Below are 25,754 nucleotides of genomic sequence, written 5' to 3'. Positions count from 1 at the left end.
GCCGATCGCACAAGATCGCTAAGTGGCACCTGGGAGTGATTCCGGGCGTTCTACGCGCGTTCGCGCAATGCGCCCCTTTACGCGCCCCCCAGGGTTGCCGCATGACTTCCAAGCCCGCCGAACCGACGTCCGGCATGTCCTCCCACGCCCCGTCCATCCCCGGTGCGCCCGCCGCCGGTCTGCCCTCCAGGCGCACCATGATCGCGGGCGCCGCCGCGGGTGCCGCCGCCCTCGCGGCGACCACCACGAGCGCGGCGCACGCGGCGGCCCCCGGCACCCTCGCGGCGCCCGTCGCCGCCTCCGCCGCGGCCCCCGGCTCCGACTGGGAGGCCTGCCTGACCGTCGCCCGCGCCGTCCTCGTACGCGACGAGCAGGACGAGTCGCTGGTGCCGCTCTACCGCGACATCCTGCTCACCAAGGGCCTGCCGCGCAGCCGCAGGGACCCGAAGAAGGTCCTGGTCATCGGCGCGGGGCCGGCCGGGCTCACCGCCGCCCGTCTGCTCCGCGAGGCCGGGCACACGGTCACCGTGATCGAGGCCAACGGCAACCGGGTCGGCGGCCGGATCAAGACCTTCCGCACGGGCGGCCACGAGAAGGCGAAGTCTCCCTTCACCGACCCGAAGCAGTACGCCGAGGCCGGGGCGATGCGCATCCCGGACAGCCACCCGCTGGTCACCGGGCTGATGGACAGCTTCGAGCTGAAGCGCCGCCGCTTCCACCTCGTCGACGTCGACGCCGAGGGCAAGCCCGTCAACCACACCTGGATCCACGTCAACGGCATCCGGGTCCGCAAGGCGGACTACGCCCGCCGGCCGCAGGCGGTCAACCGTTCCTTCGGCGTTCCCGCGGAGTACGAGGACAAGACCGCGGCGTCCATCGTGCGGGAGGCCTTCGCCCCCGTACGCGAGGAGTTCGAGGGCAAGGAGGGCTCGGAGCTCGTCCAGGGCTGGGCCCGGGTCATCCAGAAGTACGGCCACTGGTCGATGTTCCGCTTCCTGACCGAGGCGGCCGGGCTCGACGAGCGCACCATCGACCTCATCGGCACCGTCGAGAACCTCACCTCGCGGCTGCCGCTCGCCTTTGTGCACAGCTTCATCGGGGCCTCCCTGATCAGCCCGGACACCGCGTTCTACGAGCTGCCCGACGGCACGGCGACACTGGCCGACGCGATGTACGCACAGGTCAAGGACCTCGTACGGCTGGACCGCCGGGCCGCCAGGATCAGCCACGGGAAGGACGGCGTCCGGGTCGAGACGGTCTCGGAGGGCCGTGACGGCAAGGTCGTACGGGAGACCTTCACCGGGGACCGGGCGATCGTCACCGTGCCGTTCTCCGGTCTCCGGCACGTCCCGGTCACGCCGCCGCTCTCGTACGGCAAGCGGCGGGCGATCACCGAGGTGCACTACGACACGGCCACCAAGGTGCTGCTCGAATTCAGCCGTCGCTGGTGGGAGTTCGAGGAGAAGGACTGGAAGAGGGAGCTGGACAGGGTCCGGCCCGGTCTGTACGACGAGTACCGGCTCGGCAAGGCACCGGCCGACGGCTCACTGCTGGGCGCGCACCCCTCCGTACCGTCCGGCCACATCCCGCCCAACCAGCGCGTGCACTACGCGGCGTACCGCGCCACCGCCCGCAACCAGCCCGAAGCGGCCCATGTCATCGGCGGCGGATCGGTCACCGACAACGCCAACCGCTTCATGTACCAGCCCTCCCACCCGGTCGAGGGAAGCCGGGGCGGGGTGCTCCTCGCCTCGTACAGCTGGGCCGACGACGCCCTGAAGTGGGACTCCCTGGACGACGACGAGCGCTACCCGCACGCCCTGGGCGGGGTCCAGGACGTGTACGGGCAGCGCGTCGAGGTCTTCTACACGGGCGCCGGTGCCACCCAGTCGTGGATGCGCGACCCGTACGCGTACGGCGAGGCGTCCGTACTGCTGCCCGGCCAGCACACCGAACTGCTCGCCGATGTGCGCTCGGTCGAGGGGCCGTTGCACTTCGCGGGCTGCCACACGTCCGTCAAGCCCGCCTGGATCGAGGGGGCTCTGGAGTCGGCGGTCCGTGCGGCGCTGGAGGTCCACACGAGCTGACCCTCCCGCGGAGGGCTCAGCCGTCGAGGCCGGCCGGCGAGGAGGAGGGCACCGTTCCCCCGCCCTCCTCCTCGTCTCCGTCGTCGGAGTCGTCGGGGTCGCCGGAGTCGTCGTCCGTATCGTCGTCGCCCACCAGTTCGCGCGCCAGCAGGGTCGCCCCCGCGACGGCCCCCGGCATGAGGAGGACGGCGACGAACGGGACCAGGAAGACCAGCCCCAGCGGCACACCGAAGCCGAGGATCAGCAGACGGCGGCCGCGCAGCAGGACGAGCCGGTCCTTCAGCACCATGCCCCGGCGCTGGAGGGCGACGGCGGTGAGTTCCTCGGCGAGGAAGTACCCGGTGACGCAGAACCCGAGGAACGGGACGACGGTCTGGCCGGCGACCGGGATGAATCCGAGGGCGAAGAGCAGGACCGTGTAGAACGCGACACGCACCAGGATGCGCACGCTGTCGCGGGCGGAGATCCACAGTTCCCGCCAGAGCGGCAGCCCGGACTCGGGGACCTCGCCGCCCTCGGCACGGTCCACCTCCTCGGACAGCGACTCGTAGAAGGGCTGTCCGACGAGGAGGGTCACGGCGGTGAACGTGATGACGGCCAGGAAGAGGCCGAAGGCGAAGACCAGCACGGTCAGGGTGTTCCGGAGCAGCCCGAGCCAGGGCGAGGACCAGTCGTCGGCGAAGGGTGTCGCCCACTGCGCCAGGTCGTCTGCCCCGTAGCCGAGGCCGACGAGGGCACCCGCGTACAGGACGAGGGTGATCAGGCCGGGCAGCAGCCCGATGCCGAACCACTTGCCGTGCTGGGCGACCCAGCGCTGCCCCTTGATCAAATGGCCGAGGCCCGCCCCGAGATCACGCATGGCGTCACCTTAACGGGATCGGGGCGGGCCTCTTCGCGGGAGGGGTGCCGCGGTCAGACGAGGCGGATCACATTCCAGGACATCGGCTCCAGGGTGGCCCGAAGCACTCCCCCGTCGAGCACCGTGCCCTTCGCCGGGTGCGGGGCGACGCGTCCGGGCTCATCAAGGGTGTTGCGGGCGTCCGGGTCCGCGTCGGCGAGGACCTGGTGCTCGGCGAGCTCCGTCAGGTCGAGGCCGTGCAGGGCGACTTCGAGCGGGAGGGCCGCGTCCTGGCCCCGGTTGACGGCGAAGACGGTGACCGCGCCGCTCTCCGGGTCGCGGACGGCGGTGGCGTGCAGCAGGTCCGTCTCGCCGTACTTGGCCGTCCCGTACGTGGGCGAGTCCACCCGGACGTCCAGGACCTGGCCCCTGCCGTACCGGGCCGCCTGGGCGAACGGGAAGAAGGTGGTCTGCCGCCAGGCCGGGCCGCCGGGCTCGGTCATGATCGGGGCGATCACGTTGACCAGCTGGGCCAGGCAGGCCACGGTGACCCGGTCGGCGTGGCGCAGCAGGGCGATGAGCAGGGTGCCGAAGACGACGGCGTCGGTGACGGAGTAGTTGTCCTCCAGCAGGCGGGGGGCCTCGGGCCAGTCGAGGGGGTTGGCCTCCGCCTCCTGCTGGCTGCGGGCCATGTACCAGACGTTCCACTCGTCGAACGAGAGGTTGATCTTCTTCGTGGACTTCAGCCGCGCCCCGACGTGGTCGCAGGTGGCGACGACGTCCTCGATGAAGGACTCCATGTCGACGGCGGATGCCAGGAACGAGTCCCGGTCGCCGCCGACTTCCTCGTAGTAGGCGTGCAGGGACACGTAGTCGACGAGGTCGTAGGTCTCGGCGAGGACCGTCGCCTCCCAGGCGGCGAACGTGGGCATGGAGCGGCCGGACGAGCCGCAGGCGACGAGTTCGACGGACGGGTCGATCTGCCGCATCGCGCGGGCCGTCTCGGCGGCGATCCGGCCGTACTCCTCGGCGGTCTTGTGGCCGGTCTGCCAGGGGCCGTCCATCTCGTTGCCCAGGCACCACAGCCTGATGCCGAACGGGTCCTTGTCGCCGTGCGCGATGCGGCGCTCGGAGAGTTCGGTGTCGGCCGGGTGGTTGGCGTACTCCTGGAGTTCGATGGCCTCCTGGACGCCCCGGGTGCCGAGGTTCACGGCCATCATGGGCTCGGCCTGCGGGCCGACCTTCCGGCAGAAGGCGATGAACTCGGAGAGCCCGAAGCGGTTCGTCTCGGTCGAGCGCCAGGCGAGGTCGAGGCGGCGCGGCCGCTGGTCGGCGGGGCCGACGCTGTCCTCCCAGCGGTAGCCGGAGACGAAGTTGCCGCCGGGGTAGCGGATGGCGGTGACGCCGAGTTCGCGGACCAGCTCCAGGACGTCGGTGCGCAGGCCGGCTTCGTCGGCGGAGGGGTGGCCGGGCTCGTAGATGCCGTCGTAGACGCAGCGGCCGAGGTGTTCCACGAACGAGCCGAAGAGACGGGGGTCGACATCGCCGACGGTGAACGCGGGGTCGAGGGTGAAGCGGGCGGTGCGGGTCATGACTTCCTTCGGGGTGTGGGTAGGGGGCTCGGTGCGGGTCACTGGCCCGCGAGGCCGGTGTGGGCGACGCCGCTGACGATCTGGCGCTGGAAGAAGACGAAGACGATGATCAGCGGCAGTCCCGCCATGAGTCCGCCGGCCATGAGCTGGGCCCACTGGATGCCGTAGGAGTTCATGACGGTCGCGATGCCGTTCGGCATGGTCATCAGGTCGGGGTTGTTGGTCACCATGTACGGCCACAGGAAGTTGTTCCAGGACGCGATGAAGGTGAAGATGCCGACCGCGGAGAGGGAGGGCCGGGCCAGCGGCACGATGATGGTGAAGAACACCCGCCAGCGGCCCGCGCCGTCGATGTACGCGGCCTCCTCCAGTTCCTTCGGGATGCTCTGGAAGAACTTGTAGAGGATGTAGACCATCGCCGCCGGAGCACACTGGGGCAGGATCATGCCCCAGTAGGTGTCGACCATGCCCATCTGCTGGACGGTGGTGAACAGGGGGACGCCGAGTACGGCGGGCGAGACCATCAGACCGGCCATCACCACACCCATCAGGGCCGCCCTGCCCTTGAACTCGGTGCGGGCGAAGCCGTATCCGGCGAGCGCGCTCACGAGCAGCACCACCGAGGTCACACACACCGAGACGACGAGCGAGTTCACGAACCAGTTGGTGATGTTGCCGGTCTCGAAGAGGGCCTTCCACGCCTGGCCGGTCCAGTCGTCCGGCAGCCAGTGCGTCGGCACCTCGACGGCCTCGGTCTCCGACTTGAGGGAGGTGAACAGGGCCCAGGCCAGCGGTGCCAGGAAGACGGCGGAGACCACGGCGCCGATGAGGGTGAGCACGATCTGGCTCGGCGTCCAGGGCCTGCGGGGGCGGGACTTGAGACGTATGTGTGCGGCGCCGGTGGTCATCGGCCGCCCTCCTCACGGTTGCGCAGCAGCCACATCCGCGCGAGAGCGACGGCCGCGATGATCACGAAGAAGATGATGGAGATGGCGGAGGCGTAGCCCACGCGGTAGCTGGTGAAGCCCTCTTCGAGCGTGTACTGCACGAAGGTGCGGGTCGACCCCTCCGGTCCGGGGCCGAAGTCCTGCATCACGACGGCCTGGTCGAAGACCTGGAGCGAGGCGAGGATCTGGAGCGCGATCACCAGACCCGTGATGTTGCGCAGCATGGGCAGGGTGATGTGGACCATGCGGTGCCAGGCGTTCGCACCGTCCAGTTCGGCGGCCTCGTAGAGGTGTTCGGGGATGCCCTGGAGCGCGGCGAGGTAGAGCAGGAAGCTGAAGCCGACCGTCCACCACAGGGTGGTGATGACGACGGCGAGCATCGCGTACGACTTGTCGGTCAGCCAGGGTGTGTCGAGGCCGAAGACGTGATTGACCATGCCCGTACCGGGGTTGAACAGCCACTGCCACAGGTTGCCCGCGACGGTCGACGGCAGCAGGAACGGTACGAAGAAGCACAGCCGCCACAGCCACTGGGCGCGCTCGATGTGGTGGGCGAGCATCGCCAGGAGGAAGGAGAGCACCGTGATGCACGGCACGACGAGCAGCGTGAAGTAGGCGCTGTGGCCGAGCGCGTCCCACATCAGCTGGTCGTGCAGTGCCTCACGGTAGTTGTCGAGGCCGATGAAGCCCTCACCGTCGCCGGAGATGTTGGCATCGGTGAAGCTGAGGTAGAGGCCGCGCAGCAGCGGCCAGATGACGAAGAGCACGAAGAGCACGAGGAACGGGGCGACGAACCAGCCCCCGTGCTGGAGGCCCTGCTTGCGGCGGACCGGGACGCTGTCGGCGGTGGCCCGCGCGCGGGCGGGCGTGAGGACGGTCTGCGGGCTGGTCGTCGTCATGCGGCCGCACCTCCCTGTGCCGCGGTCCTGCCGTCCATGGGGTTCTTCGAGGCGAGCAGTTCGGTGAGCATGCCCTTCATGCGGCGGGCGGCGGTCTCCGGCCCGGCCGAGCCCAGCGTCGACGACACGACGATCGGGCCGACACGCTGGGCGAGGATGCCGGTGGAACCCGCGAACCACACCTTCGGCTCGGTCGCCTGGTGGTCCATCGCGGAGACGTACTCGTTCTGCGGGCTGAGCTGCTTGTACGCGGCCGTGGACAGCGTCGGCGTGTACGCGGGGATGTGCCCGCCGACGGCCCACTGCCGCGCGTGCCGGACGACGTAGGCGGCGAGCCGGTGGGCGCCGTCGTTGGTGTCGCCGCCCCGGCCGGCCTGGTGGGGCAGCACGAAGGCATGCGACTCGGCGTGCGTGGCCGGCTTGCCGAAGACGGGCGGCAGTGGGGTCGCGCCGTACTCGACCTTCGCCCCGGAGAACACCGGCACCGACCAGTTGCCCTCCCAGCAGAACGGGGAGCCGTTGATGAACTGTTCGGCACCGGCGCCGCCCGCGAAGCCCGGGTCGGAGTACCCGTCGGTGATGTGCCGGCGCATGAACTCCAGTACCTGGGTGGCCTTTTCGGTGTCGAAGGTGACATCGGTGTCGGCGGCGTCGAACCAGGTGCCGCCGAGCTGGGTGTAGAAGGCGACGAAGAACCACCACTGGAAGTTCTGGTCGCTGGCCCACATCCCGATGGTCTGGAGGCCTTTGCCGGTGGCCTTCTTCGCCTTCTTGAGCACGTCGAACCACTCGTCTGTGGTGGTGACGGGCACGATCCGCCCGTCGTCGCCGAGCAGGCCGGCCTTCCCCAGTACGTCCTTGCGGTAGAAGCAGAGCTGGACGTGGCTGTCGAGCGGGAGGGCGTAGAGCTTGCCGTCGATGACCGCGCGCTTCCACAACGCGGGGTTGAAGTCAGCCTCCTTCACGCCGTACTTGGCGAGCAGGCCGACGTCCCACGGGTCCAGGAGGCGGCCCGGCGAGAACCCGGTGACGCGGCCCAGGTGCATCACGCCGAGGTCCGGTGCGCGGTTGCCCGCCGCCGCCATGGCCAGCTTGGTGTAGAAGGGGCTGCCCCACTGGAGGGTCGAGTCCTTCACATCGATGCCGGGGTGCTCCTCACGGAAGGCGTCCAGCATCGCGATCATGTTGTAGCCGTCGCCGCCGCTGAAGAGGTTCCAGTAGCGGACCCGGGTGGCGGCACTCGACGCGAGGGCGTCCGCACCGCTTCCCAGCGCCGCGAAGCCGAAGCTGCCGGCGACGGCGGCGCCGCCCAGCCCCGTGATCAGTTGCCTGCGATTCAGGCCAGGTCGTCCCATGCCCGCCCTCACTATTCGAAATATCGAATGCTGCCCGTAACTTCGAACGGACCGTAAAATCGAAGCGCTTGCGCGTCAATGGGTCGCGCAAGAATTCCGAACAATGTCCGGGATACCGAACAGCCATCGAAGGCAGGGGACGCGAAAGGCCGAGTGCCGCCCCCTTTTCGGGGGTCGGCCCTCGGCCTTCGTGTCGGTCGGGTGCGCCCGCGGCGATCCCTGACGGGCGGTTCAGCCCAGGGAGACGACCATCTTGCCGGTGTTCTCACCGCGGAGCAGGCCGAGGAACGCCTCGAAGCCGTTCTCGATGCCCTCGACGACCGTCTCGTTGTACTTCAGCTCTCCGGAGGCCAGCCAGCCGGCCACTTCCTGGACGAACTGCCCCTGGAGATCGGCGTGATCGCCGACGAGCATGCCCTGGAGGCGCAGCCGCTTGCCGATGACGAGGGCGAGGTTGCGCGGACCGGGGCTCGGCTCGGTGGCGTTGTACTGGGCGATCATTCCGCAGATCGTCGCGCGGCCGTGCACGTTGAACGAGGAGATCGCGGCTTCGAGGTGCTCGCCGCCGACGTTGTCGAAGTAGACGTCGATGCCGTCCGGGGCCGCCTCGCGCAGCTGATCCGCCACGGGGCCGTTCTTGTAGTTGAAGGCGGCGTCGAAGCCGTACTCCTCGACGAGCAGCTTGACCTTCTCGTCGGAGCCGGCCGAGCCGATGACGCGCGAGGCGCCCTTGAGCTTCGCCATCTGGCCGACCTGGCTGCCGACCGCACCGGCGGCGCCGGACACGAAGACCGCGTCACCCTCCTTGAAGGAGGCCACGTCGAACAGGCCGGCGTAGGCGGTGAGCCCGGTCATGCCGAGCACGCCGAGGTAGGCGGAGAGCGGGGCGAGGGAGGCGTCGACCTTCACCGCGTGCTTGGCGGGCACGTCCGCGTACTCACGCCAGCCGAGACCGTGCAGGACGTGGTCGCCGACCGCGAAGCCTTCGGCATTGGACGCGACGACCTCGCCGACCGCGCCGCCCTCCATGGGGTGGTCCAGCTTGAAGGGCGGGGTGTACGACTTCACGTCGTTCATCCTGCCGCGCATGTACGGGTCGACCGAGAAGTGCAGATTGCGGACGAGGACCCGGCCCTCCGCGGGAGCGGTGACCGGCGCCTCACGCAGTGCGAAGTCCTCGGCCTTCGGCCAGCCGTGCGGACGGGCGACGAGGTGCCATTCACGGCTGGACGTGGGAAGGGCTGCAGACATGGGCTCGGGGTCTCCTCGAATTCCAAGGGGCGGGAAGCGGTCGGCCGGAGCAGAAAAGCTTCATGACGTGAAACAACCATGCGCTTGGATATTTCACCTTGTCAAGTAACCCGCTATCCTGGGCGTCATGGCCACCCCCCGAACGGACCCACTGACCCTCGAAGTCGTCGAGCTGATCGGCGCGGTCGTGGCGCGCTACTACGAGGAGTACGAGCAGGCCGCGGCAGCTCACAGCCTCACCGGCGCCCAGGCCCGGGTCCTCGGGCTGCTCGCCAGGGATCCGCTGCCGATGCGCCGGATCGCTCAGAAGCTGAAGTGCGAACCGTCGAACGTGACCGGCATAGTCGACCGGCTGGAGGCCCGCGGCCTGGTGGAGCGGCGGCCCGACCCGGCCGACCGGCGGGTGAAACTGGCCGCCCCCACGGAGAAGGGTGTCCGCACGGCCCAGGAGCTGCGCGCCTCCCTCGGCTTCGCCCGCGAGCCCCTGGCCGGCCTCTCCGACACGGACCGCGCGGTGCTGCGGGACCTGCTGCGCCGGATGCTGGGCGTGGAACCGTAGGGCCCCACGACCGCCGCCGCCCGGCGGCGGATCCGGTGTGAAACCGTTGGCCCATGAACGCTGCCGCCCCCTTCGGCCCCCGCGAGTTCCAGCTCGTCCTGCTGCGCCGGATGGCCGACCACCAGCCCGGCCTCGTCGAGGACGCCCGGCACGAGCTGAGCGCCACCCTCGCCGAGATGCGTGAGGCCAACCGCCGCTGGCAGGCCATGACGCGGGCACCCCGGGGGCGGGGGGCGCTGAGCCGCTACCGTTCGGTGCTCGGCGAGCCCGAGGCGTCCCTGCGGCGCACCGTCGGCGACCTGGAGTGCGACGCGCTGTTCTGGCCGGTGCCGCTCTGGCCGGACCTGCGGTTCGAGGTGATGGTGGCACCGGGCGGTGCGGTGTGGAACGAATGGCTGGTCAGGGTCCCGGGCGCGGAGGCCCCCGCGCTCGGCCCGGCGGCGGAGCTGCGCCCCTGGTCGTGCACCGTGAACGAGGTGGCCCGCGCCTTCGCACCGGCCCGCCCCATGGAGGGCAGCGCGCCGACCCGCTGGGCCCTCGCGATCACCGACCCGGCCACCGGCACCCCGTACGTCGCCGAGTTCACCTGGGGGCTGTTCCAGCGGCTGCTCCCCGGCCCGCCCGCCATCTGAGCCACCGGCCGACGCCCCGTCAGCTCCGTACCTCCTCCGGCGTATCCCAACGCGCACGATGCCCCCGAACGGCGCACGATGCGAAGAGAACCGGCTGCCCGTCGGTCCCCCCATCAGCGCTCTCGGGAGAACCTGCCGTGACCGTCAGCCTTGAGCAATTGCGCCGCTGCCATGTCGCCGTCGACCTCGGGGCCGCCCGCACCCGGGTGTACGTGAAAGGGCTCGGGCTCGTCGTCGACGAGCCGAGCGTCGCCGCCGTCAACACCCGTACGGGCTCGCTCATCGCCGTCGGCGCGCTCGCCGAACAGATGACGGGCCGCACCCCCCACTACATCCGGGTGGCCCGCCCGGTCTCCGGCGGAACCGTCGTCGACATCGAGATGGCCCAGCGCATGCTGCGCCATCTGCTCGGCGAGAAGCTCCGCCGCCAGCTGCGCCGCAAGCCCCGGCTGCGCGCGGCCGCCTGCATCCCGCACGAGAGCGACCCGCTCGCCCAGCGCGCCGCCGTCGAGACCCTGGTCGGTCTCGGGGCCCGCCGGGTCGAGCTCGTCGACACCCTGATCGCGGCGGCCGTCGGCTGCGGACTGCCGGTCGAGCAGCCGACCGCCACCATGATCATGGTGTGCGGAGCAGCGACCACCCAGATCGCGGTGCTCTCGCTCGGCTCGATCGTGACGGCGGTACGCATCCCCATCGGCGGCGACGCGATCGACCACGCGGTGATCCAGCACCTGCGCCAGTACCACGAGCTGATGCTCCCCAGCCAGTCCGTACGCCCCCTCCAGCTGGCGCTCAGCGGCAACGGACTGACCCCCAACGGCCCCTCCGTGACCGAGATCCACGGCCGGGACGTGGCGACGGGCCTGGCCCGGTCCGTGCAGGTCGACACCGCGGCGGTGCGGCAGGCGATCCACCGCCCGCTGACCGCGGTCCTCGACGGTCTGGGCAAGGTCCTGCGGGACTGCCCGCCCGATCTGGTGGCCGACCTCGCCGACTGCGGGATCATGATGGTCGGCGGGAGCGCGCTGCTGCCGGGCCTGGACCAGATGCTGCGCGACGCGACAGGGGTGCCGGTGCACATCGCCGAACGGCCCGACGTCTGCACGGTCCTGGGGCTCGGGGACATGATGGAGGGCAGGATCAGCCCCATGGTCCTCGATCCGCTCGCCGGCTGAGCCCCGGGCCCGGCGGATGACCGACGAACCGCACAAGGAGACACCCGGCCGGGGTGTCCCCCGGTCACCACGGCTGCCGGCGCTGCTGGAGGCGGTGCTGCGCGTCGGCACCGCCCTCGAACTGCGGGCCACCCTTCAGCAGATCATCGACACCGCCACCGCGCTCACCGGAGCCCGCTACGGCGCGCTCGGGGTCCTGGACCCCGGGAGCGGAAAGATCAGCGAACTGTTCGTGACCGGCATGAGCGAGAGCGAACGGGCGGCCGTCGGCGGCCTCCCCGACGGGCACACGGGCCTGCTCGGGGACCTCGTCGAAGACGCGCGGCCGCTGCGCTCCGACGACCTGACCACCGATCCGCGCGCCGGTGGTGTGCCGCCCGGCCACCCCGTGATGCATTCGTTCCTCGGCTCCCCGATCCGCGTCCACCACAGGGTGTTCGGGAACATCTACCTCGCCGAGAAGCACACCGGCCGCTTCGACGACACCGACATGACGCTGCTCCGGGTCCTCGCCGCACAGGCCGGCATCGCGATCGGCAACGCCCGGCTGTACGAGAGCGCCCGGCAGCGGGAGCGCTGGATCGAGGGCGCGGCCGCCGTCACCAACACGCTGCTGAACGGCGAGAACGCCTCCGACGCCCTGATGACCGTGGCCGAACGGGCCAGGATCCTCAGCGACGCGTCGGCCGGGGTGATCCTCCAGCCCGACGGGGACGGCGGCATGGAGATCGTCGTCGCGTCCACCCTGGAGGACCCGGCCGGACTCGTGGGCACGGCGATCGCCCCCGGCTCCCCCGTCCTGGTCCAGCTGCTGGGCGGCGAGGCGGTCTTCGTCGACGACTCGGCGACCGATCCCCGGATGACCACTCCGGTACGGTCCCGTTTCGGCCCCAGCATGATGCTGCCGCTGCAGAGCGGCGGGCGGCTCATCGGCACCCTCGCGCTGCCCCGGCGGCGCGGCGCCCGTCCGTACACCGACATGGACCGGCTGCTGGCCGCCCAGTTCGCCTCGCAGGCCGCGCTGGCCCTGGTCCTGGCGGACTCCCAGCACGACCGCGAGCAGCTCGCGGTGTACGAGGACCGGGACCGGATCGCCCGCGATCTGCACGATCTCGTCGTCCAGCGGCTCTTCGCCACCGAGATGATGCTGGAATCGACCCGCCGACGGGCCGGCGCCGAGGACACGGACGGACTGCTCGGCCGGGCCGTCGACGAGCTGGACTCCACGATCCAGGAGGTGCGGACGACCATCTTCGCCCTTCAGCAACCGCCCGCCGAGGCCCCCACCACCTTCCGCGGCCGGGTACTGAAGGAGACCAGCGGCGCCGCCGCGGTGCTCGGGTTCCAGCCATCGGTGCACTTCACCGGCGCCGTCGACACGCTCGTGCGGGAACCGGTCGACGGTCAGCTGCTGGCCGCGCTGCGCGGTGCGCTGGCCGCCGCACACCGCAGGCCCGGCGTCTCGGCGATCGAGGTGGAGGTGGACGCGACCGCCGCGCTGCCCGACGGCCGGTCCGCGGTCCGCCTCGCGGTCGCCGACGACGGGCGCGAACCCGACGGTTCGCGGGCGCCGACCGTCATCTGGCAGGCGCCGCTCTGAGGGCGATCCTGGTGCTGGAGTGGGCGACTCCGGCCTCGTGCTTGAGTCTGCGCAGCAGTCCGTCCAGGGCCGCGGTGTCGGCGGCCGTGGCCCGTACCAGGTAGTCGTGCGGGCCCGTCACATGCACCACCTCGGTGATGCCCGGCAGGGTCAGCACCGCGCGCTCGAACACCTCGTTGGTGGTGTCCGTCCGCAGGGTCACGTCGATGAAGACGACGAGTCCGGTCCTGGTGTCGGCGGCGGGGTCGATGATCACGGTGAAGCCCCGGATGACGCCGTCCCGGCGCAGCCGGCGCACCCGGTCGGCCGCCGCGTTGGCGCTGAGCCCGACCCGTGCGCCCAGATCGCGGTACGAGATCCGCGCGTCCTCCTGGAGGACTCCGAGGATTTCCCTGTCCAGACGGTCCATACCGCGATTGTCCCAGCTTCGGGCGGATCGCGACCGCCGAGACGTCGGCCGCCCGTGGCAGGCCGCTGTCGCGGCCCCGTTCGGCGTAGCCCGACGGGCTGACGGCCCGCCCGCGCACTTGACTGACTGCGTGGACACAGCAGCGAAGCAGTCACCGGCCCCGGCCTCCGCCCAGAAGCCCTCCGGCGCGGCCTACCGCAACCTCGTCATGGCCACCATCGGCTTCGGTCTCACCTTCTGGGCCTGGAACCTGATCGCGCCCATGTCCGCGGACTACAAGGACCGGCTGGGGCTGAGCTCGTTCCAGCAGTCCCTGCTGGTCGCCGTGCCGGTGCTCGTCGGCTCGCTGGGCCGTATCCCGGTGGGCGCGCTCACCGACAAGTACGGCGCCCGGCTGATGTTCCCGCTGATCTCGGCGCTCACCATCCTGCCGGTGCTGCTGCTGATCCCGGCGCGGAACTCCTACGGCGCGATGCTGGTCGTGGGCTTCCTGCTGGGGCTGGGCGGTACGACGTTCGCGATCGGCATCCCCCTGGTCAACTCATGGTTCCCGCCGTCCGACCGAGGCCTCGCGCTCGGCGTGTTCGGCATGGGCATGGGCGGCGTCGCGCTGTCCGGGTACTTCACCCCCCGCATCGCCAAGCACGGCGACAACCTGCCGTTCCTCGTGGTCGCCGGCGCGCTCGTGGTGTACGCGGCGCTGGCGGCGGTCCTGGTCAGCGACCGTCCGGACCGTCGGGTGCCGACCGACTCACTGGCCCACCGGCTGGGTTCCGCGGGCCGGCTGCGGGTCACCTGGGAGCTGTCCGCGCTGTACGCGATCGGCTTCGGCGGCATCGTCGCGTTCGGCGTCTACCTGCCGACGTACCTGAAGACCTGGTACGAGCTCTCGCCGACCGACGCCGGCACGAAGGCCGCCGGATTCGCCCTGGTCACGGTCATCTTCCGGCCGATCGGCGGCTGGCTCTCGGACCGCATCCACCCGGCGGTCGTCACCGCCTTCGCACTCGGTCTCGCCGCGCTGACGGCGATCGTCCAGGCCTTCGACCCGGAACTGACGCCCGGCGGCACCATCGCCCTGCTCTGCATGGCGGCCGGTCTCGGCACCGCGAGCGGCAGTGTCTTCGCCCTGGTCTCGCAGGTGACACCGCAGGCGAAGGTGGGCAGTGTCACCGGCATCGTCGGCGCGATGGGCGGGCTCGGCGGCTTCGTACCGCCGCTGGTGATGGGGGCGATCTACAGCTCGAAGGGCTCGTACTCGATCGGCTTCATGCTGCTGTCCGACCTGGCGCTGGCGGGCTGCGTGTACGCGTACGGGCGGATGCGCACCATCCAGCGGGACGCCTGAGGCGGGACCGGACCGGCTTGGTGATCCCGGTCCCGTCCGGGCCGGACCCGAATCCCCGCCCGGTCCCGGTCCCGCCCGGGCCGGGCCGGAATCGCTTCATGGCCCGGATCCCGCCCCCGCCGGACCCGAATCGCCTCGTGATCCCGGTCCCGGTCCCGTCCGGGCCGGGACCTGGAGCGGTTCGGCGTTCTAGGGTTCGCAGGGTGATGCCACTTCTGCCCGTACTCCAGGACGCGGCCGCCCCGGCAGCCGCCCGTGAAGCCGTCCGTTTCGACGAAGTCTCTCTTTCCTACGCACAGTTGGCTGCCGCGGCGGACGCGCTCGCGGCCCGGATCGCCGACGCCGGCCGCGTCGCGGTGTGGGCCACGCCCACCGCGCAGACCGTGGTCGCCGTGGTGGCCGCGCTGCGGGCGGGGGTCCCCGCCGTGCCCCTGAACCCGAAGACGGGTGAACGGGAGCTGGCGCACATCGTGGCCGACAGCGCACCGACGACGGTGCTCGCCTCCGCCTCCGACGTGCTGCCGCCCGCGCTGGCGGCCCTGGAACGGCTCGACGTGACCACGGACGCGGGCTCCGCTCCCACCGGTGCGGCAGCCCCCGAACCGTCCCCCGAGTCCCCCGCCCTGGTCGTGTACACCTCCGGCACCACCGGACCGCCCAAGGGGGCCGTCCTGCCGCGCCGGGCGATCGCCGCCTCGCTGGACGCGCTGGAGGAAGCCTGGCAGTGGACCGGGGACGACGTCCTCGTCCACGCCCTGCCGCTGTTCCACGTGCACGGTCTGATCCTCGGTGTCCTCGGGCCGCTGCGCCGGGGAGGATCGGTGCGCCATCTCGGCCGGTTCTCCAGCGAGGGCGTGGCCCGGGAGCTGGGTTCCGGCGGCACGATGCTGTTCGGTGTGCCGACGATGTACCACCGGCTGGCGGACGTGCTGTCGGCCCCCTCGGCGCCGGACGGTCTCGCGAAGGCGCTCGCGGACGCCCGGCTGCTGGTCTCCGGGTCGGCCGCGCTGCCGGTCCACGACCACGAGCGGATCGCCGCCGCGACCGGCCGTCGGGTCATCGAGCGGTACGGCATGACGGAGACGCTGATGAACACGGGCGTACGGGCCGACGGCGAACCGCGTCCCGGCACGGTCGGCACACCGCTGCCCGGCGTCGAACTCCGTCTGGTGGAGGAGGACGGCACCCCGCTCGCGGACCCCGCGTCCATCGGCGAGATCCAGGTGCGCGGCCCGAATCTGTTCAGCGGGTATCTCAACCGCCCCGACGCCACGGCCGCGGCGCTCACCGCCGACGGCTGGTTCCGAACCGGTGACATGGCCACGCTCGACCCCGACGGGTACGTACGGATCGTCGGCCGCAAGGCCACCGATCTGATCAAGAGCGGCGGTTACAAGATCGGCGCCGGCGAGATCGAGAACGCGCTCCTGGACCACCCGGGCGTCCGCGAGGCCGCCGTCACCGGCGAACCGGACCCGGACCTGGGCGAGCGGATCGTCGCCTGGGTGGTGCCCGCCGACCCCGCCGCCCCGCCCTCGGCCGCGGAGCTCGCGGACCATGTCGCCGCCCAGCTCTCCCCGCACAAGCGCCCGCGCACGGTCCGCTACCTGGACGCGCTGCCGCGCAACGACCTGGGCAAGATCATGAAACGGTCCCTCCATGGCTGACCGGATGGGCGCACGGGCCGCGATCGCGGCCCTCACCACGGAGTTCGAGGAGCTCACCCCCGGCAACAGCGCTCCGCGGGACACCGGGGACGGGCCGCTCGCCTGGGCCGGGTACGCGGACTCCCGGGCCCGTGCCGCCACCCGTACCGGCGAGCAGGAGTCCGTCGTCCACGGCCTCGCCTCGCTCGGCGGCCGGACCTGCGTCCTGGTCTCGTTCGAGTTCGGCTTCCTGGGCGGTTCGCTGGGGCAGCGCACCGGGGACCGGCTGGTGGCCGCCTACGAGGCCGCCCGGACCCGGGGGCTGCCGCTGGTCTCACTGATCGCGACGGGCGGCAGCCGGATGCAGGAGGGCATGGTCGCTCTCACCCAGCTCCAGCGGGTGGCCGGCGCCTCGGCGCGGCTGCGGGCGGCGGGCCCGGCCCAGATCGCGGTCCTGCGCGACCCGACGACGGGCGGCGGCTGGGCCACGCTGGGGGCGGGCGCCGATGTGATCCTGGCGCTGCCGGGCGCCCAGGTCGGGTTCGCCGGTTCCCGGGTCCGGCCCCCGGACGCGGACCCGCGTGCCTACACCGCCGAGGGCCAGCTGGCCGCGGGCCAGGTCGACGCGGTCGTCCCGGTCGCCTCGCTGCCGGACACGGTGGGCCACTGGCTCCGGCTGCTCGCCCGCCGCGACACCCCGCCGGCCCCCGCCCCGGTCCCGGTCGCGTTCGGCACGGCGGGGCTCCCCCGGACCGGCTGGGACGCCGTGCTCCGGGCCCGGTCCTCGGCCAGGCCGCACGCCGAGGCGTATCTGAACGCCTACTTCGGCCTCCGGCTCCCCTTGAGCGGGGACCGCTGCGGCGGCACGGATCCGGGGCTGCTGTGCGGCTTCGGGCTGCACGAGGGAGAGCCGGTCGCGTACGTGGCACAGTGCGGCACGGCGACCCGCCCGGCCGGATACCGCACCGCGGCCCGGGTGATCCGACTGGCCGACCGGCTCGGGGTCCCGGTCCTGACCCTGGTCGACACCCCGGGCGCGGCCAATGACGCCGAGGCGGAGCGGGCCGGTGCGGGCGCGGCCATCGCCGACGCCTTCGCGGCGGTGGCGGCGGCCGGGGTCCCCGTCACGACCCTGGTGATCGGCGAGGGCGGCTCGGGCGGGGCGCTCGCGCTGGCGGCGCCGGGCAACACCCACGTCACCGAGGACAGCTACTTCTCCGTCATCGCCCCCGAGCTCGCCGCGGCGATCCTGAAGCGCGCACCGGACCAGGTGCGCGCCACGGCCGACCAGCTGAGGCTGCGCCCGCAGGATCTGGTGGACCTCGGCGTCGCCCGCTCGGTGGTCCGTTCCGACGTCCGCTCCGACGTCCGTCCCGACAACCGTCCCGACAACCGTCCCGACAACCGTCCCGACGACCGTCCCGACGTCCGTCCCGACGACCGTTCCGACGTCCGTTCCGACGACCGGACGGACCCGCCGGGGCTGTGACACATGTCCGACGCGCAGGAGGGACGAGAGGTGGTTAGCGTGTCAGAGGGGCCATTCACGTCCGAGGAGATGACCGGTCATGGCCGCAGAGCCGAAAGGCACACCTTGCTGGGCCGACGCGACGTTCGGGGACCTCGAAGGGGCGAAGCGCTTCTACGGTGAAGTGCTGGGCTGGACGTACGGCGACTCGCTGTCCGAGTACGGCAACTACACGCAGGCCTACGTGGACGGCAAGGCGGTCGCCGCCCTGATGCCGCCCATGCCCGGCCAGGACGTACCCGCCGCCTGGTGTCTGTACCTCGCGTCGCCGGACGCGGCAGCCACGGTCGCCTCGGTCCGGGAGCACGGCGGCACGGTCCTGGTGGAGCCGATGCAGGTCGGTGAGTTCGGCACGATGGCGCTGGCCGCGGACCCGGGCGGAGCGTCCTTCGGGGTGTGGCAGGCGGGCACCCACAAGGGCTTCGAGGCGCGGACCGTGCCCGGTGCCTACAGCTGGGCGGAGATCTTCACCCGGGAGCCGGAGAAGGCCGACTCCTTCTTCCCGGCGGTCTTCGGGTACGGGGTGCAGCGCATGGTCGACGACGCGGTCGACTTCACGCTGTACGACCTGGGCGCGGACCCCGTCCTCGGCCGGATGAAGATGACGGACGAGTTCCCGCCCGAGGTACCGCCGCATCTGAACGTGTACTTCACCGTCGCGGACTGCGACGCCGCGGTGGAGAAGGCGAAGTCGCTCGGGGCGGTGCTCAGCTTCGGCCCGATGACGATGCCCTTCGGCCGGTTCGCCGCGCTGACCGACCCGCAGGGCGCCGCGTTCTCGCTGATCGACGGCACGACGACCGGGGGCGACATGCCGACGCTCGAGAAGGTGTCCTGACCGGTCGCCCGGACCCGTCCGATCAGGCCTCGGGCCTCGGGCCTCGGGCCGGAAGCCGGACACGGCATCGGGGCAGCCTCGGGTCAGGCCTCGGGGCGGCGCGCGTCGTAGCGCGCGAACCCGGGCCACCGCAGCGCCAGCAGAGCCACCGCGACCACACACGCGATCCCGCCACCGGTCACGGCGAGCCCCGGGGAGGCGAGGTCGGCGACGGAACCGGCCAGGAAGTCGCCGAGCCTCGGTCCTCCCGCCACCACCACGATGAACACGCCCTGGAGCCGGCCCCGCATCCCGTCGGGCACGGCCGCCTGGAGCATGGTGTTGCGGAAGACCATCGACGTGGTGTCGGCGGCGCCCGCGAGGGCCAGGAAGATCAGCCCGAGCCAGAGCTGCCTGGTCAGCCCGAAGACGGCGACGGCGGTGCCCCAGCCGGCAACGGCGAACAGCACCGTGAGCCCCTGCCGCCGGATCCGCCCCAGCCAGCCGGAGAACACTCCGCCCAGCAGCGCGCCCAGCGCCGGGGCGGCGACCAGCAGTCCGGTGGTCTTCGCGTCACCTCCGTACCAGAGCCCGGCGACGACGGGGAACAGCGCGCGCGGCTGTGCGAGCACCATGGCGCACATGTCGGTGAAGAAGGTCATCCGCAGATTGGGCCGGCTCCGCAGGAACCGCAGCCCGTCCATGACGGAGGCCCGCTTCGCCTCCCCGGCCGTCGCCCCGTCCCGTTCCGGCAGCATCGAGGGCAGCCGCCACATCGCGTACAGCGAGGCCGTGAAGGTGACGGCGTCGACACCGTACGCGGCGCGGTACCCCCACCAGCCGACGATGAGCCCGCCGAGCATCGGTCCGACGAGGGCGCCGGTGGTGCTGGTCATCGAGGACAGCGCGTTCGCCGCGGGCAGCTGCTCGGCCGGCAGCAGCCGGGCGATCATCGAGCTGCGGGCGGGTGAGTTGAGCGCGAAGCAGACGGCCTGGAGGGCGACGATCCCGTACAGCGGCGCGACCCGTTCCACCCCGGCCACGGTGACCGCCACCAGTCCCACCGACAGCAGGAACGACCCGAAGGCGCTGACCAGACCGAGCTTGCGCCGGTCCACTCTGTCGGCGACGGCCCCGCCGTACAGTCCGAAGACGGCCAGCGGCACGAGCGAGCAGAATCCGATGAGCCCGACGGAGAAGGCGGAGCCGGTGAGGTCGTACACCTGGAGCGAGACGGCGAGCGACGTCATGCCCTGGCCGATCCAGGAGACCGTGTTCCCGAACCAGAGCCGCCGGTAGTCGGGGGAGCTCCGCAGCGGGGTCAGGTCGGCGAATATCCGGGACCGGGGAGCGGGCTCACCGGCCGCGTCCGCCGGTTCGGTCAGGGATTCGGTCACGGGGAATGGTAGCGACCGGCCCCGAGGAGCGGACCGGGCCGGGTCCCGAAGAGCGGCGGCGGGCCCGTCGACGATTCTCCCGAAGAGCAGCGCCCGGGCCGTCGACGAATCTTCCGAAGACCTGCGTCCGGGCCCGTCGACGAATCTTCCGAAGACCTGCGTCCGGCCGTTGACGGCAAGGTGAAGGGTCCTTAAGGTAATCGCTGACCCCAACGTTTACCCCCTGTCGAGCCGCACAGCTCGGGTAAACGTTTACCTACGCTTACCCATGGCGTCGGACGCGCCATGTGAGGTAAACGTTTACCTGACAAGGTCCATAGTGCGAAGGGAACATGATGCGAGCTGCCGGACGCGTCACACTCAAGACGATCGCCGACTCGTTGGGGGTCTCCGCGAAAACCGTGTCGCGGGCCCTGGCGGGCAAGGACTCGGTCGGTGAGGAGCTGAGAGCGCGGATCCGCTCGGAGGCCGACCGGCTCGGTTACGTACCGAACTCCATGGCCAGGTCACTGGTCTCCGGCGCCGCGATGACTCTCGGCATGGTCATCACCCATCCGGCGAACCCCTTCTACGCGCTCCTGATCAGCGCTGTCGAGGAACGCTGCCGTGCGAACGGCTACTCCTTGCTGCTCATGGTGACCGAGGAGGACCCGGCGACGGAACGGGAAGCGGCCGAGGCGCTCATGCGGTGGGGCGTGGACGGGGCCGTGGTGATCCCCGTCCAGGAGGGTGCGGACCACTGGCGACGCCTTCAGGACTCGGGCGTGCCGATCGTCCTCGTCAACCGTGGACTGGACGGCTTCGCCTGCGACTTCGTCGGTGTCGACCACGAGCGAGGGGCCTACGAAGCCGCCTCCCATCTGCTCGGCACCGGCGCCTCCACCCTGCACCTGATGGAGGAGGACGTGCCGTACTCCTCGGCGGCCGACCGGCGCGCCGGCTTCCACCGCGCACTCACCGAACGGGGCCTGCCCGTACAGGACGACACCGTCACGCTGGTGCCGCCACCGGCACCGGGGCGGCGGGCGACCCCGTGGGAACCGGGCGCCGCCTACCGGCACGCCCAGCAGCTGGCGAGCCGGCTCGAACCGGGTTCGGCTGTGGTGACCGGGAGCGACTACTTCGCGCTCGGCCTCTACCGCGCGCTGGCCGAGAAGGGCATCACCGTACCCGCGCAGGTCGCGGTGATCGGCCATGGCGACCTGCCGTTCGCCGCGTACCTCCAGCCCGCGCTGGCCAGTGTCCGCCCACCGGCGGCCGAGATCGGCGCACGCGCCGCCGACCTGCTGTTCGAGCGTATCCAGGGCTCCACCGGCCCTGTCACCACTCTCTGTCTGCCGCCGCAGCTGAAGGTCCGCACCTCGGCCGGCGGCGACGAACGACAAGAAACGAACTGAAAGGAACATGGCGATGCCGAAAACAGGAACGCCCCTGCGGACCGTCCACGAACAGGCCCAGGAGGTCCCCGTCGCGGCCGATGTCGACGTCCTGGTCGTCGGCGGCGGACCGGCCGGCGTGTGTGCCGCGGTCGCCGCGGCACGGGCGGGTGCGCGGACGTTCCTCGTCGAGCGGCACGGTTTCCTCGGCGGGATGTGGACGGCGGGAATGGTCCTCACGCTCGCCGGTTACAACTCCTGGCTGCGGCCCTACCAGCGTTGTGTGGAGGGCGTTCCCGCGGAGTGGCTCGCCCGCGCCGCGAAGCAGGGCGGTGCCGTCGACGGCGACGGCTGGGTGCTGAACTCCGACCCGGAGGTCATGAAGCGCGTCGCCGACGAGATGCTCGAAGCCGAAGGGGTCGGGCTGCTGCTGCACACCTGGGGCACACGCCCGATCGTCGAGGACGGCGCCGTGCGGGGCGTCTTCGTCGAGAACGTCGACGGCCGTCGCGCCGTCCTCGCCAAGGTCACCGTGGACTGCACGGGCAACGGCGACGTCATGGCCCGTGCCGGGGCCGACTGGGTGAAGGGCGACACCCTCCAGCCGATGACCATGCCGTTCCGGGTGGGCGGCGTGACGCCGGATCCGGACCGCGAGCACGCCGTACCGGTGAGGATCCCCATCGGCCCGGAGGCGACGCTGCTGGAGGAGCCGCTGCTGGGGCAGGTCGCCTCCACCCGCAAGGACATCGACCTGGACGTCGACGCCATGCGCGCCGCGCGGGTCCGGGGCGAACTGCCGCCCTTCGGCGGGCCCTGGTTCGGCGGCATGGAGAAGGACATCGCCTGGGTCAACACCACGCGGGTGGTCGGCGACGCCTCCGACGCCGACGAGCTCACACGTGCGGAGCTCCGGGGCCGCAAGGACTCCGTCGTACTCCTCGACTACCTGCGCGAGCACAGCCCGGCGTTCGCGGACGGCCGGCTGCTGCAGACGAGCACCCAGATCGGCGTACGCGAGACCCGGCGCCTCGTCGGGGCGTACACGCTCACCGGCGACGACGTCCGGGCCGGCGCACGGTTCGACGACGGCATCGCGGTCGGCTGCTGGCCGATCGACGTCCACCCGGCCGAGGGCGAGGTCGGTGTGCACGCCATGTTCGTGCCCCTCCCCTACGAGATTCCGTACCGCAGCCTGCTGCCGCGGGAGACGGACAGCCTGCTCGTGGCCGGACGGTGCATCTCGGTGGACCGCGAGGCTCTCGGATCGGCTCGGGTCGGCGCCACATGCGCGGCGACCGGTCAGGCCGCCGGTGTCGCCGCCGCGCTCGCCGCGAACAGCGGCCAGCAGCCGCGAGAGCTCGACAGCGAGGAACTCCGGCGCACCATCCGGGCGCAGGGCGGTCTCGTCACGTCGCCGGCGTCGTGACACCCCAGGACCACAGACCGTGACATCTCAGGAGCACAGAGTGCGCAGCAACGCAGAGGCGGAAAGCCAGAAGATATCCCCGGAGGCCCGAAAGGTTCTCGTAGCCGCGGGCATCGGTCACTTCATCGAGTGGTACGACGTCGGCACCTACGGGCTGCTGGCCACCTTTCTCGCCGCCAATTTCTTCGTCTCCGGCGATCCGACGGCCGCCCTGCTGGCCACGTTCGCCGTCTCTGCCATCGGATTCGTCCTACGGCCGCTCGGCGGCCTCTTCTTCGGGCCGCTCGGAGACCGCATCGGCCGGCAGCGGACGCTGGTCATCGTCGTCCTGCTCACCTCGGGTGCGACCTTCGCGATGGGCGTGCTGCCCACCTACGACAGCGTGGGCGTGCTCGCCCCCGTCCTGCTGGTGATCGCCAGGATGGTGCAGGGCTTCGGCGCCGGCGGCGAGACGTCCAACGCGGTGGCGCTGCTGTTCGAGCACGCGCCGCGTACCCGCCGCGGGTTCATGACGAGCTGGATGGACGCGATCGGGTTCGTCGCCTCCGTGGCCGGTTCCGGGCTCGTCCTCGTACTGATCAACGTGCTCGGCAACGACGAGATGATGGAGTGGGGCTGGCGCATCCCCTTCCTCATCGCGCTCCCGCTCGGTCTCGTCGGCCTCTACGTCCGGATGAGGCTGGAGGACTCCCCGGCGTTCCGCGAACTGGAGGACTCCGGCGCCGTGTCGGAATCGCCGACGAAGGAGGCGTTCCGCACCGGTTACAAGGCCATGCTGGTCCTGTGCGGTGTCCTGGTCCTCAAGGCGATCGGGCACTGGGCGCTGGTGGCGTTCCTGCCGAGCTACCTCACCAGCGAGCTCGGGTTCAGCACCATGGAGGGCTTCACCGCGACGACCGTCGCCATCGGGGTCACCGCGATCGCCGTGCCGTTCATGGGCGCGCTCTCCGACCGCGTCGGCCGCAAGCCGATGCTCATCGCGGGCAGCGCCGGCTTCGTCGTGCTCACCTGGCCGGCGTTCTACCTGATGTCGCGGGGCAGTGTCGCGGCGGCGATCACCGGCATGCTGATCCTCGGCCTCCTGATCGCCGCCTTCGACGGTGCGTTGAGTGCGGCGATGGCCGAGCAGTTCCCCGCGCGGATCAGGAGCGGGGCGATGGCCATCCCGTACAACCTGGCGGTCTCGGCGTTCGGCGGAACGGTTCCGTACGTCGCCACCTGGCTGATCACCTCCACCGGCAACGAACTCGCGCCTTCCTTCTACGTGATGTTCCTCGCCGCCGTCACTCTGGCCGTCGCGATCACATCGATCAGGGAAACCGCCGTCCGGCGGGTTCGGGACGCGTCGGAGGAGACGGCCGGTCCGGACGCCGGGCAGCGGAGTGCCGAGATGACGCGGCAGCAGTAGGCCGCGGTCAGCGGACCGCTGCTGCCGGGCAACTGGCCGCTGGTGCACGGCAGTTGAATGCCGCGCAACGGGCCGCTGGTGCACGGCAGTTGCATGCCTGGGCGACTGGCCACTGATGCACGGCACCTGACTGCCGGTTACGGCCGATCTGCCGGTGTGACCGGTCGGCTCTCCGTCGTCGTCGGCACCGTTCAGCGCTCGCCGCTCTCCCCGCCACGCCGTGCCTCCTCCCCATGGGCATGGCGTGGCGGGGCCACCGTGCGGCCGATCAGGTGCCCACCTCTCCGCCGCACACCGCGACCGCGACCACGGCCACGGCCACCCGAGAACATCAGAACACCCCAACGAACACCCGAAAGCTTCAACGCCCCACCGAAAGGAACTCCCTGATCATGCCTCAGCTCAATCGCCGCGTGCTCGTCCGGTCCATCGACGACATCAGCATCGAAGAGGTGCCCGCGCCCCGGCCCGGCGCCGACGAACTCCTCGTGCGCAGCACCGTCGTCGGCATCTGCGGATCCGACACCCACGCCGCCCTCGGCCACCACCCCTTCATCGACCTGCCCTACCGGCCCGGTCACGAGGTGGTCGGCGTGGTCGCCGCCGCCGGCGAGGGAGCCGGGGACTTCGCCCCGGGCACGAGGGTGATCGTCGAACCCAACCTCTCCTGCGGCACGTGCCCCCAGTGCCTCTCGGGCCGCTACAACATCTGTCTGCGGTTGCGGGTGTTCGGCTGTCAGACTCCCGGCGGCATGGCCGATCTCTTCACGATCCCCGCCGACCGCGTCCACCGGGTTCCGGAGACGATGTCCGACCGCCAGGCCGCACTCGTCGAACCGCTCGCCACCCCGGTCCACGCGGTCGCCAAGGCAGGTGACCTCACCGGCCGCACCGTCGCGATCCTCGGCGCCGGGCCCATCGGGCTGCTCGTCCTGGCCGTGGCCCGGCGCTCCGGCGCGGCCCGGATCGTGGTCACCGACCTACTGGACACGAAGCGGGAGCGCGCCGAGCGGCTCGGCGCGGACGGCGCGCTCGCGGCCGACGCCACCGGCCTGGTCACCGAGGCACATGCCGTCCTGGGCGGGCCGGCCGACGTGGTCTTCGACTGCGTCGCCCGCGAACAGTCCATGGCGCAGGCCGTCGAACTCGTCGCCAAGGGCGGCCGGATCATCGTCGTCGGTGTCGGGGCCCCCGGCCCCACCCCGATCCGGCTGGACCTCGTCCAGGACCGCGAGATCCGCATCGAGGGCACCCTCATGTACACCGCCGACGACTACCGCACCGCTCTCGGCCTGATCGCCTCGGGCGCCGTCGACACCGATGCGGTCATCACCGCCACCTTCCCGCTGGAGGACGCGGGCAAGGCCTTCGCCGCCGCCCTCGCACCGGAGCACGTCAAGGTGCTGATCACCACGGCCGCGCCGTGACAGGACTCGGGCGCTGACGGCCGCCGGCCCCTCG

21 protein-coding genes are annotated in these 25,754 nt (G+C 71.4%); 13 read left to right on the top strand and 8 right to left on the bottom strand.

Annotated features, from left to right (window positions below):
* Positions 1 to 134 precede the first annotated feature (134 nt).
* Complete coding sequence (locus ACZ4LX_RS17065) at positions 135 to 2,087, top strand: flavin monoamine oxidase family protein (RefSeq protein WP_467642206.1); 1,953 nt, start codon at positions 135 to 137, stop codon at positions 2,085 to 2,087.
* Between the two features lie 16 nt (positions 2,088 to 2,103).
* On the opposite strand, the gene ACZ4LX_RS17060 is transcribed toward ACZ4LX_RS17065, so the two are convergent.
* From ACZ4LX_RS17060 to ACZ4LX_RS17035, 6 genes are all read right to left on the bottom strand, one after another.
* Complete coding sequence (locus ACZ4LX_RS17060) at positions 2,104 to 2,946, bottom strand: EI24 domain-containing protein (RefSeq protein ID WP_467642007.1); 843 nt, start codon at positions 2,944 to 2,946, stop codon at positions 2,104 to 2,106.
* A gap of 53 nt (positions 2,947 to 2,999) precedes the next feature.
* Positions 3,000 to 4,517: an arabinosylfuranosidase ArfA gene (gene arfA, locus ACZ4LX_RS17055; protein ID WP_467642009.1), complete on the bottom strand. Its 1,518-nt coding sequence runs from the start codon at positions 4,515 to 4,517 to the stop codon at positions 3,000 to 3,002.
* Between the two features lie 38 nt (positions 4,518 to 4,555).
* The gene (locus ACZ4LX_RS17050) at positions 4,556 to 5,425 is read right to left on the bottom strand and encodes a carbohydrate ABC transporter permease (RefSeq protein ID WP_467642011.1); all 870 of its coding nucleotides are present in this window, start codon (positions 5,423 to 5,425) and stop codon (positions 4,556 to 4,558) included.
* Positions 5,422 to 6,363: a carbohydrate ABC transporter permease gene (locus ACZ4LX_RS17045; protein WP_467642013.1), complete on the bottom strand. Its 942-nt coding sequence runs from the start codon at positions 6,361 to 6,363 to the stop codon at positions 5,422 to 5,424. Before ACZ4LX_RS17045 ends, ACZ4LX_RS17050 begins: the two co-directional genes overlap by 4 nt.
* The gene (locus ACZ4LX_RS17040) at positions 6,360 to 7,718 is read right to left on the bottom strand and encodes an extracellular solute-binding protein (protein WP_467642015.1); all 1,359 of its coding nucleotides are present in this window, start codon (positions 7,716 to 7,718) and stop codon (positions 6,360 to 6,362) included. Before ACZ4LX_RS17040 ends, ACZ4LX_RS17045 begins: the two co-directional genes overlap by 4 nt.
* Positions 7,719 to 7,949: 231 nt before the next feature.
* A complete protein-coding gene (locus ACZ4LX_RS17035; RefSeq protein ID WP_467642017.1) occupies positions 7,950 to 8,969 on the bottom strand; it encodes an NADP-dependent oxidoreductase in 1,020 nt (339 codons plus the stop codon).
* A 127-nt stretch (positions 8,970 to 9,096) separates the two neighbouring features.
* On the opposite strand from ACZ4LX_RS17035, the gene ACZ4LX_RS17030 reads away from it, so the two are divergent.
* From ACZ4LX_RS17030 to ACZ4LX_RS17015, 4 genes are all read left to right on the top strand, one after another.
* Positions 9,097 to 9,528, top strand: a complete 432-nt coding sequence (locus ACZ4LX_RS17030) for a MarR family winged helix-turn-helix transcriptional regulator (protein ID WP_467642019.1) — start codon at positions 9,097 to 9,099, stop codon at positions 9,526 to 9,528.
* Between the two features lie 53 nt (positions 9,529 to 9,581).
* A complete protein-coding gene (locus ACZ4LX_RS17025; RefSeq protein WP_467642021.1) occupies positions 9,582 to 10,160 on the top strand; it encodes a hypothetical protein in 579 nt (192 codons plus the stop codon).
* A gap of 137 nt (positions 10,161 to 10,297) precedes the next feature.
* Positions 10,298 to 11,335, top strand: a complete 1,038-nt coding sequence (locus tag ACZ4LX_RS17020; RefSeq protein ID WP_467642022.1) for a rod shape-determining protein — start codon at positions 10,298 to 10,300, stop codon at positions 11,333 to 11,335.
* Positions 11,336 to 11,351: 16 nt separating this feature from the next.
* Entirely contained in the window at positions 11,352 to 12,935 is a 1,584-nt protein-coding gene (locus tag ACZ4LX_RS17015) for a GAF domain-containing protein (RefSeq protein WP_467642024.1), read from the top strand.
* On the opposite strand, the gene ACZ4LX_RS17010 is transcribed toward ACZ4LX_RS17015, so the two are convergent.
* Positions 12,913 to 13,344 carry an Lrp/AsnC family transcriptional regulator gene (locus tag ACZ4LX_RS17010; protein ID WP_467642026.1) on the bottom strand — a complete coding sequence of 144 codons (432 nt, stop codon included), beginning with the start codon at positions 13,342 to 13,344 and terminating at the stop codon, positions 12,913 to 12,915. The genes ACZ4LX_RS17015 and ACZ4LX_RS17010 overlap by 23 nt on opposite strands.
* A gap of 130 nt (positions 13,345 to 13,474) precedes the next feature.
* On the opposite strand from ACZ4LX_RS17010, the gene ACZ4LX_RS17005 reads away from it, so the two are divergent.
* The 4 genes from ACZ4LX_RS17005 to ACZ4LX_RS16990 all read left to right on the top strand — a co-directional run bounded on the left by ACZ4LX_RS17005 (position 13,475) and on the right by ACZ4LX_RS16990 (position 18,704).
* Entirely contained in the window at positions 13,475 to 14,692 is a 1,218-nt protein-coding gene (locus tag ACZ4LX_RS17005; RefSeq protein ID WP_467642028.1) for an MFS transporter, read from the top strand.
* Positions 14,693 to 14,898: 206 nt separating this feature from the next.
* Entirely contained in the window at positions 14,899 to 16,359 is a 1,461-nt protein-coding gene (locus ACZ4LX_RS17000) for an acyl-CoA synthetase (RefSeq protein ID WP_467642208.1), read from the top strand.
* A complete protein-coding gene (locus ACZ4LX_RS16995; protein WP_467642030.1) occupies positions 16,352 to 17,827 on the top strand; it encodes a carboxyl transferase domain-containing protein in 1,476 nt (491 codons plus the stop codon). Before ACZ4LX_RS17000 ends, ACZ4LX_RS16995 begins: the two co-directional genes overlap by 8 nt.
* Positions 17,828 to 17,906: 79 nt before the next feature.
* The gene (locus ACZ4LX_RS16990) at positions 17,907 to 18,704 is read left to right on the top strand and encodes a VOC family protein (protein ID WP_467642032.1); all 798 of its coding nucleotides are present in this window, start codon (positions 17,907 to 17,909) and stop codon (positions 18,702 to 18,704) included.
* An 83-nt stretch (positions 18,705 to 18,787) separates the two neighbouring features.
* On the opposite strand, the gene ACZ4LX_RS16985 is transcribed toward ACZ4LX_RS16990, so the two are convergent.
* A complete protein-coding gene (locus ACZ4LX_RS16985; RefSeq protein WP_467642034.1) occupies positions 18,788 to 20,080 on the bottom strand; it encodes an MFS transporter in 1,293 nt (430 codons plus the stop codon).
* Positions 20,081 to 20,412: 332 nt separating this feature from the next.
* Here ACZ4LX_RS16985 and ACZ4LX_RS16980 point away from each other — a divergent pair, with 332 nt between their 5' ends.
* From ACZ4LX_RS16980 to ACZ4LX_RS16965, 4 genes are all read left to right on the top strand, one after another.
* Positions 20,413 to 21,477 (top strand): LacI family DNA-binding transcriptional regulator, encoded by a 1,065-nt coding sequence (locus ACZ4LX_RS16980; RefSeq protein WP_467642036.1) that lies wholly within the window; start codon positions 20,413 to 20,415, stop codon positions 21,475 to 21,477.
* Positions 21,478 to 21,490: 13 nt separating this feature from the next.
* Complete coding sequence (locus ACZ4LX_RS16975) at positions 21,491 to 22,885, top strand: FAD-dependent oxidoreductase (protein WP_467642038.1); 1,395 nt, start codon at positions 21,491 to 21,493, stop codon at positions 22,883 to 22,885.
* Positions 22,886 to 22,925: 40 nt separating this feature from the next.
* The gene (locus ACZ4LX_RS16970; protein WP_467642040.1) at positions 22,926 to 24,293 is read left to right on the top strand and encodes an MFS transporter; all 1,368 of its coding nucleotides are present in this window, start codon (positions 22,926 to 22,928) and stop codon (positions 24,291 to 24,293) included.
* A 392-nt stretch (positions 24,294 to 24,685) separates the two neighbouring features.
* The gene (locus ACZ4LX_RS16965; RefSeq protein ID WP_467642042.1) at positions 24,686 to 25,720 is read left to right on the top strand and encodes a zinc-dependent alcohol dehydrogenase; all 1,035 of its coding nucleotides are present in this window, start codon (positions 24,686 to 24,688) and stop codon (positions 25,718 to 25,720) included.
* The last annotated feature ends 34 nt before the right edge of the window (positions 25,721 to 25,754 follow it).

The sequence above is a fragment of the Streptomyces sp. NPDC026062 genome, assembly GCF_055568375.1.
This window is presented reverse-complemented; position numbering and strand designations above follow the sequence as displayed.

Bases quoted from the DNA above. Each gene is read 5' to 3' on its own strand.
- ACZ4LX_RS17015 (WP_467642024.1), top strand. From the start codon at position 11,352: ATGACCGACGAACCGCACAAGGAGACACCCGGCCGGGGTGTCCCCCGG.
- ACZ4LX_RS16975 (WP_467642038.1), top strand. From the start codon at position 21,491: ATGCCGAAAACAGGAACGCCCCTGCGGACCGTCCACGAACAGGCCCAG.
- ACZ4LX_RS16965 (WP_467642042.1), top strand. From the start codon at position 24,686: ATGCCTCAGCTCAATCGCCGCGTGCTCGTCCGGTCCATCGACGACATC.
- ACZ4LX_RS16990 (WP_467642032.1), top strand. From the start codon at position 17,907: ATGGCCGCAGAGCCGAAAGGCACACCTTGCTGGGCCGACGCGACGTTC.
- ACZ4LX_RS17065 (WP_467642206.1), top strand. From the start codon at position 135: ATGTCCTCCCACGCCCCGTCCATCCCCGGTGCGCCCGCCGCCGGTCTG.
- ACZ4LX_RS17025 (WP_467642021.1), top strand. From the start codon at position 9,582: ATGAACGCTGCCGCCCCCTTCGGCCCCCGCGAGTTCCAGCTCGTCCTG.
- ACZ4LX_RS17010 (WP_467642026.1), bottom strand. From the start codon at position 13,344: ATGGACCGTCTGGACAGGGAAATCCTCGGAGTCCTCCAGGAGGACGCG.
- ACZ4LX_RS17045 (WP_467642013.1), bottom strand. From the start codon at position 6,363: ATGACGACGACCAGCCCGCAGACCGTCCTCACGCCCGCCCGCGCGCGG.
- ACZ4LX_RS17050 (WP_467642011.1), bottom strand. From the start codon at position 5,425: ATGACCACCGGCGCCGCACACATACGTCTCAAGTCCCGCCCCCGCAGG.
- ACZ4LX_RS16995 (WP_467642030.1), top strand. From the start codon at position 16,352: ATGGCTGACCGGATGGGCGCACGGGCCGCGATCGCGGCCCTCACCACG.
- ACZ4LX_RS17030 (WP_467642019.1), top strand. From the start codon at position 9,097: ATGGCCACCCCCCGAACGGACCCACTGACCCTCGAAGTCGTCGAGCTG.
- ACZ4LX_RS17035 (WP_467642017.1), bottom strand. From the start codon at position 8,969: ATGTCTGCAGCCCTTCCCACGTCCAGCCGTGAATGGCACCTCGTCGCC.
- arfA (WP_467642009.1), bottom strand. From the start codon at position 4,517: ATGACCCGCACCGCCCGCTTCACCCTCGACCCCGCGTTCACCGTCGGC.
- ACZ4LX_RS17040 (WP_467642015.1), bottom strand. From the start codon at position 7,718: ATGGGACGACCTGGCCTGAATCGCAGGCAACTGATCACGGGGCTGGGC.
- ACZ4LX_RS17060 (WP_467642007.1), bottom strand. From the start codon at position 2,946: ATGCGTGATCTCGGGGCGGGCCTCGGCCATTTGATCAAGGGGCAGCGC.
- ACZ4LX_RS16980 (WP_467642036.1), top strand. From the start codon at position 20,413: ATGATGCGAGCTGCCGGACGCGTCACACTCAAGACGATCGCCGACTCG.
- ACZ4LX_RS17000 (WP_467642208.1), top strand. From the start codon at position 14,899: ATGCCACTTCTGCCCGTACTCCAGGACGCGGCCGCCCCGGCAGCCGCC.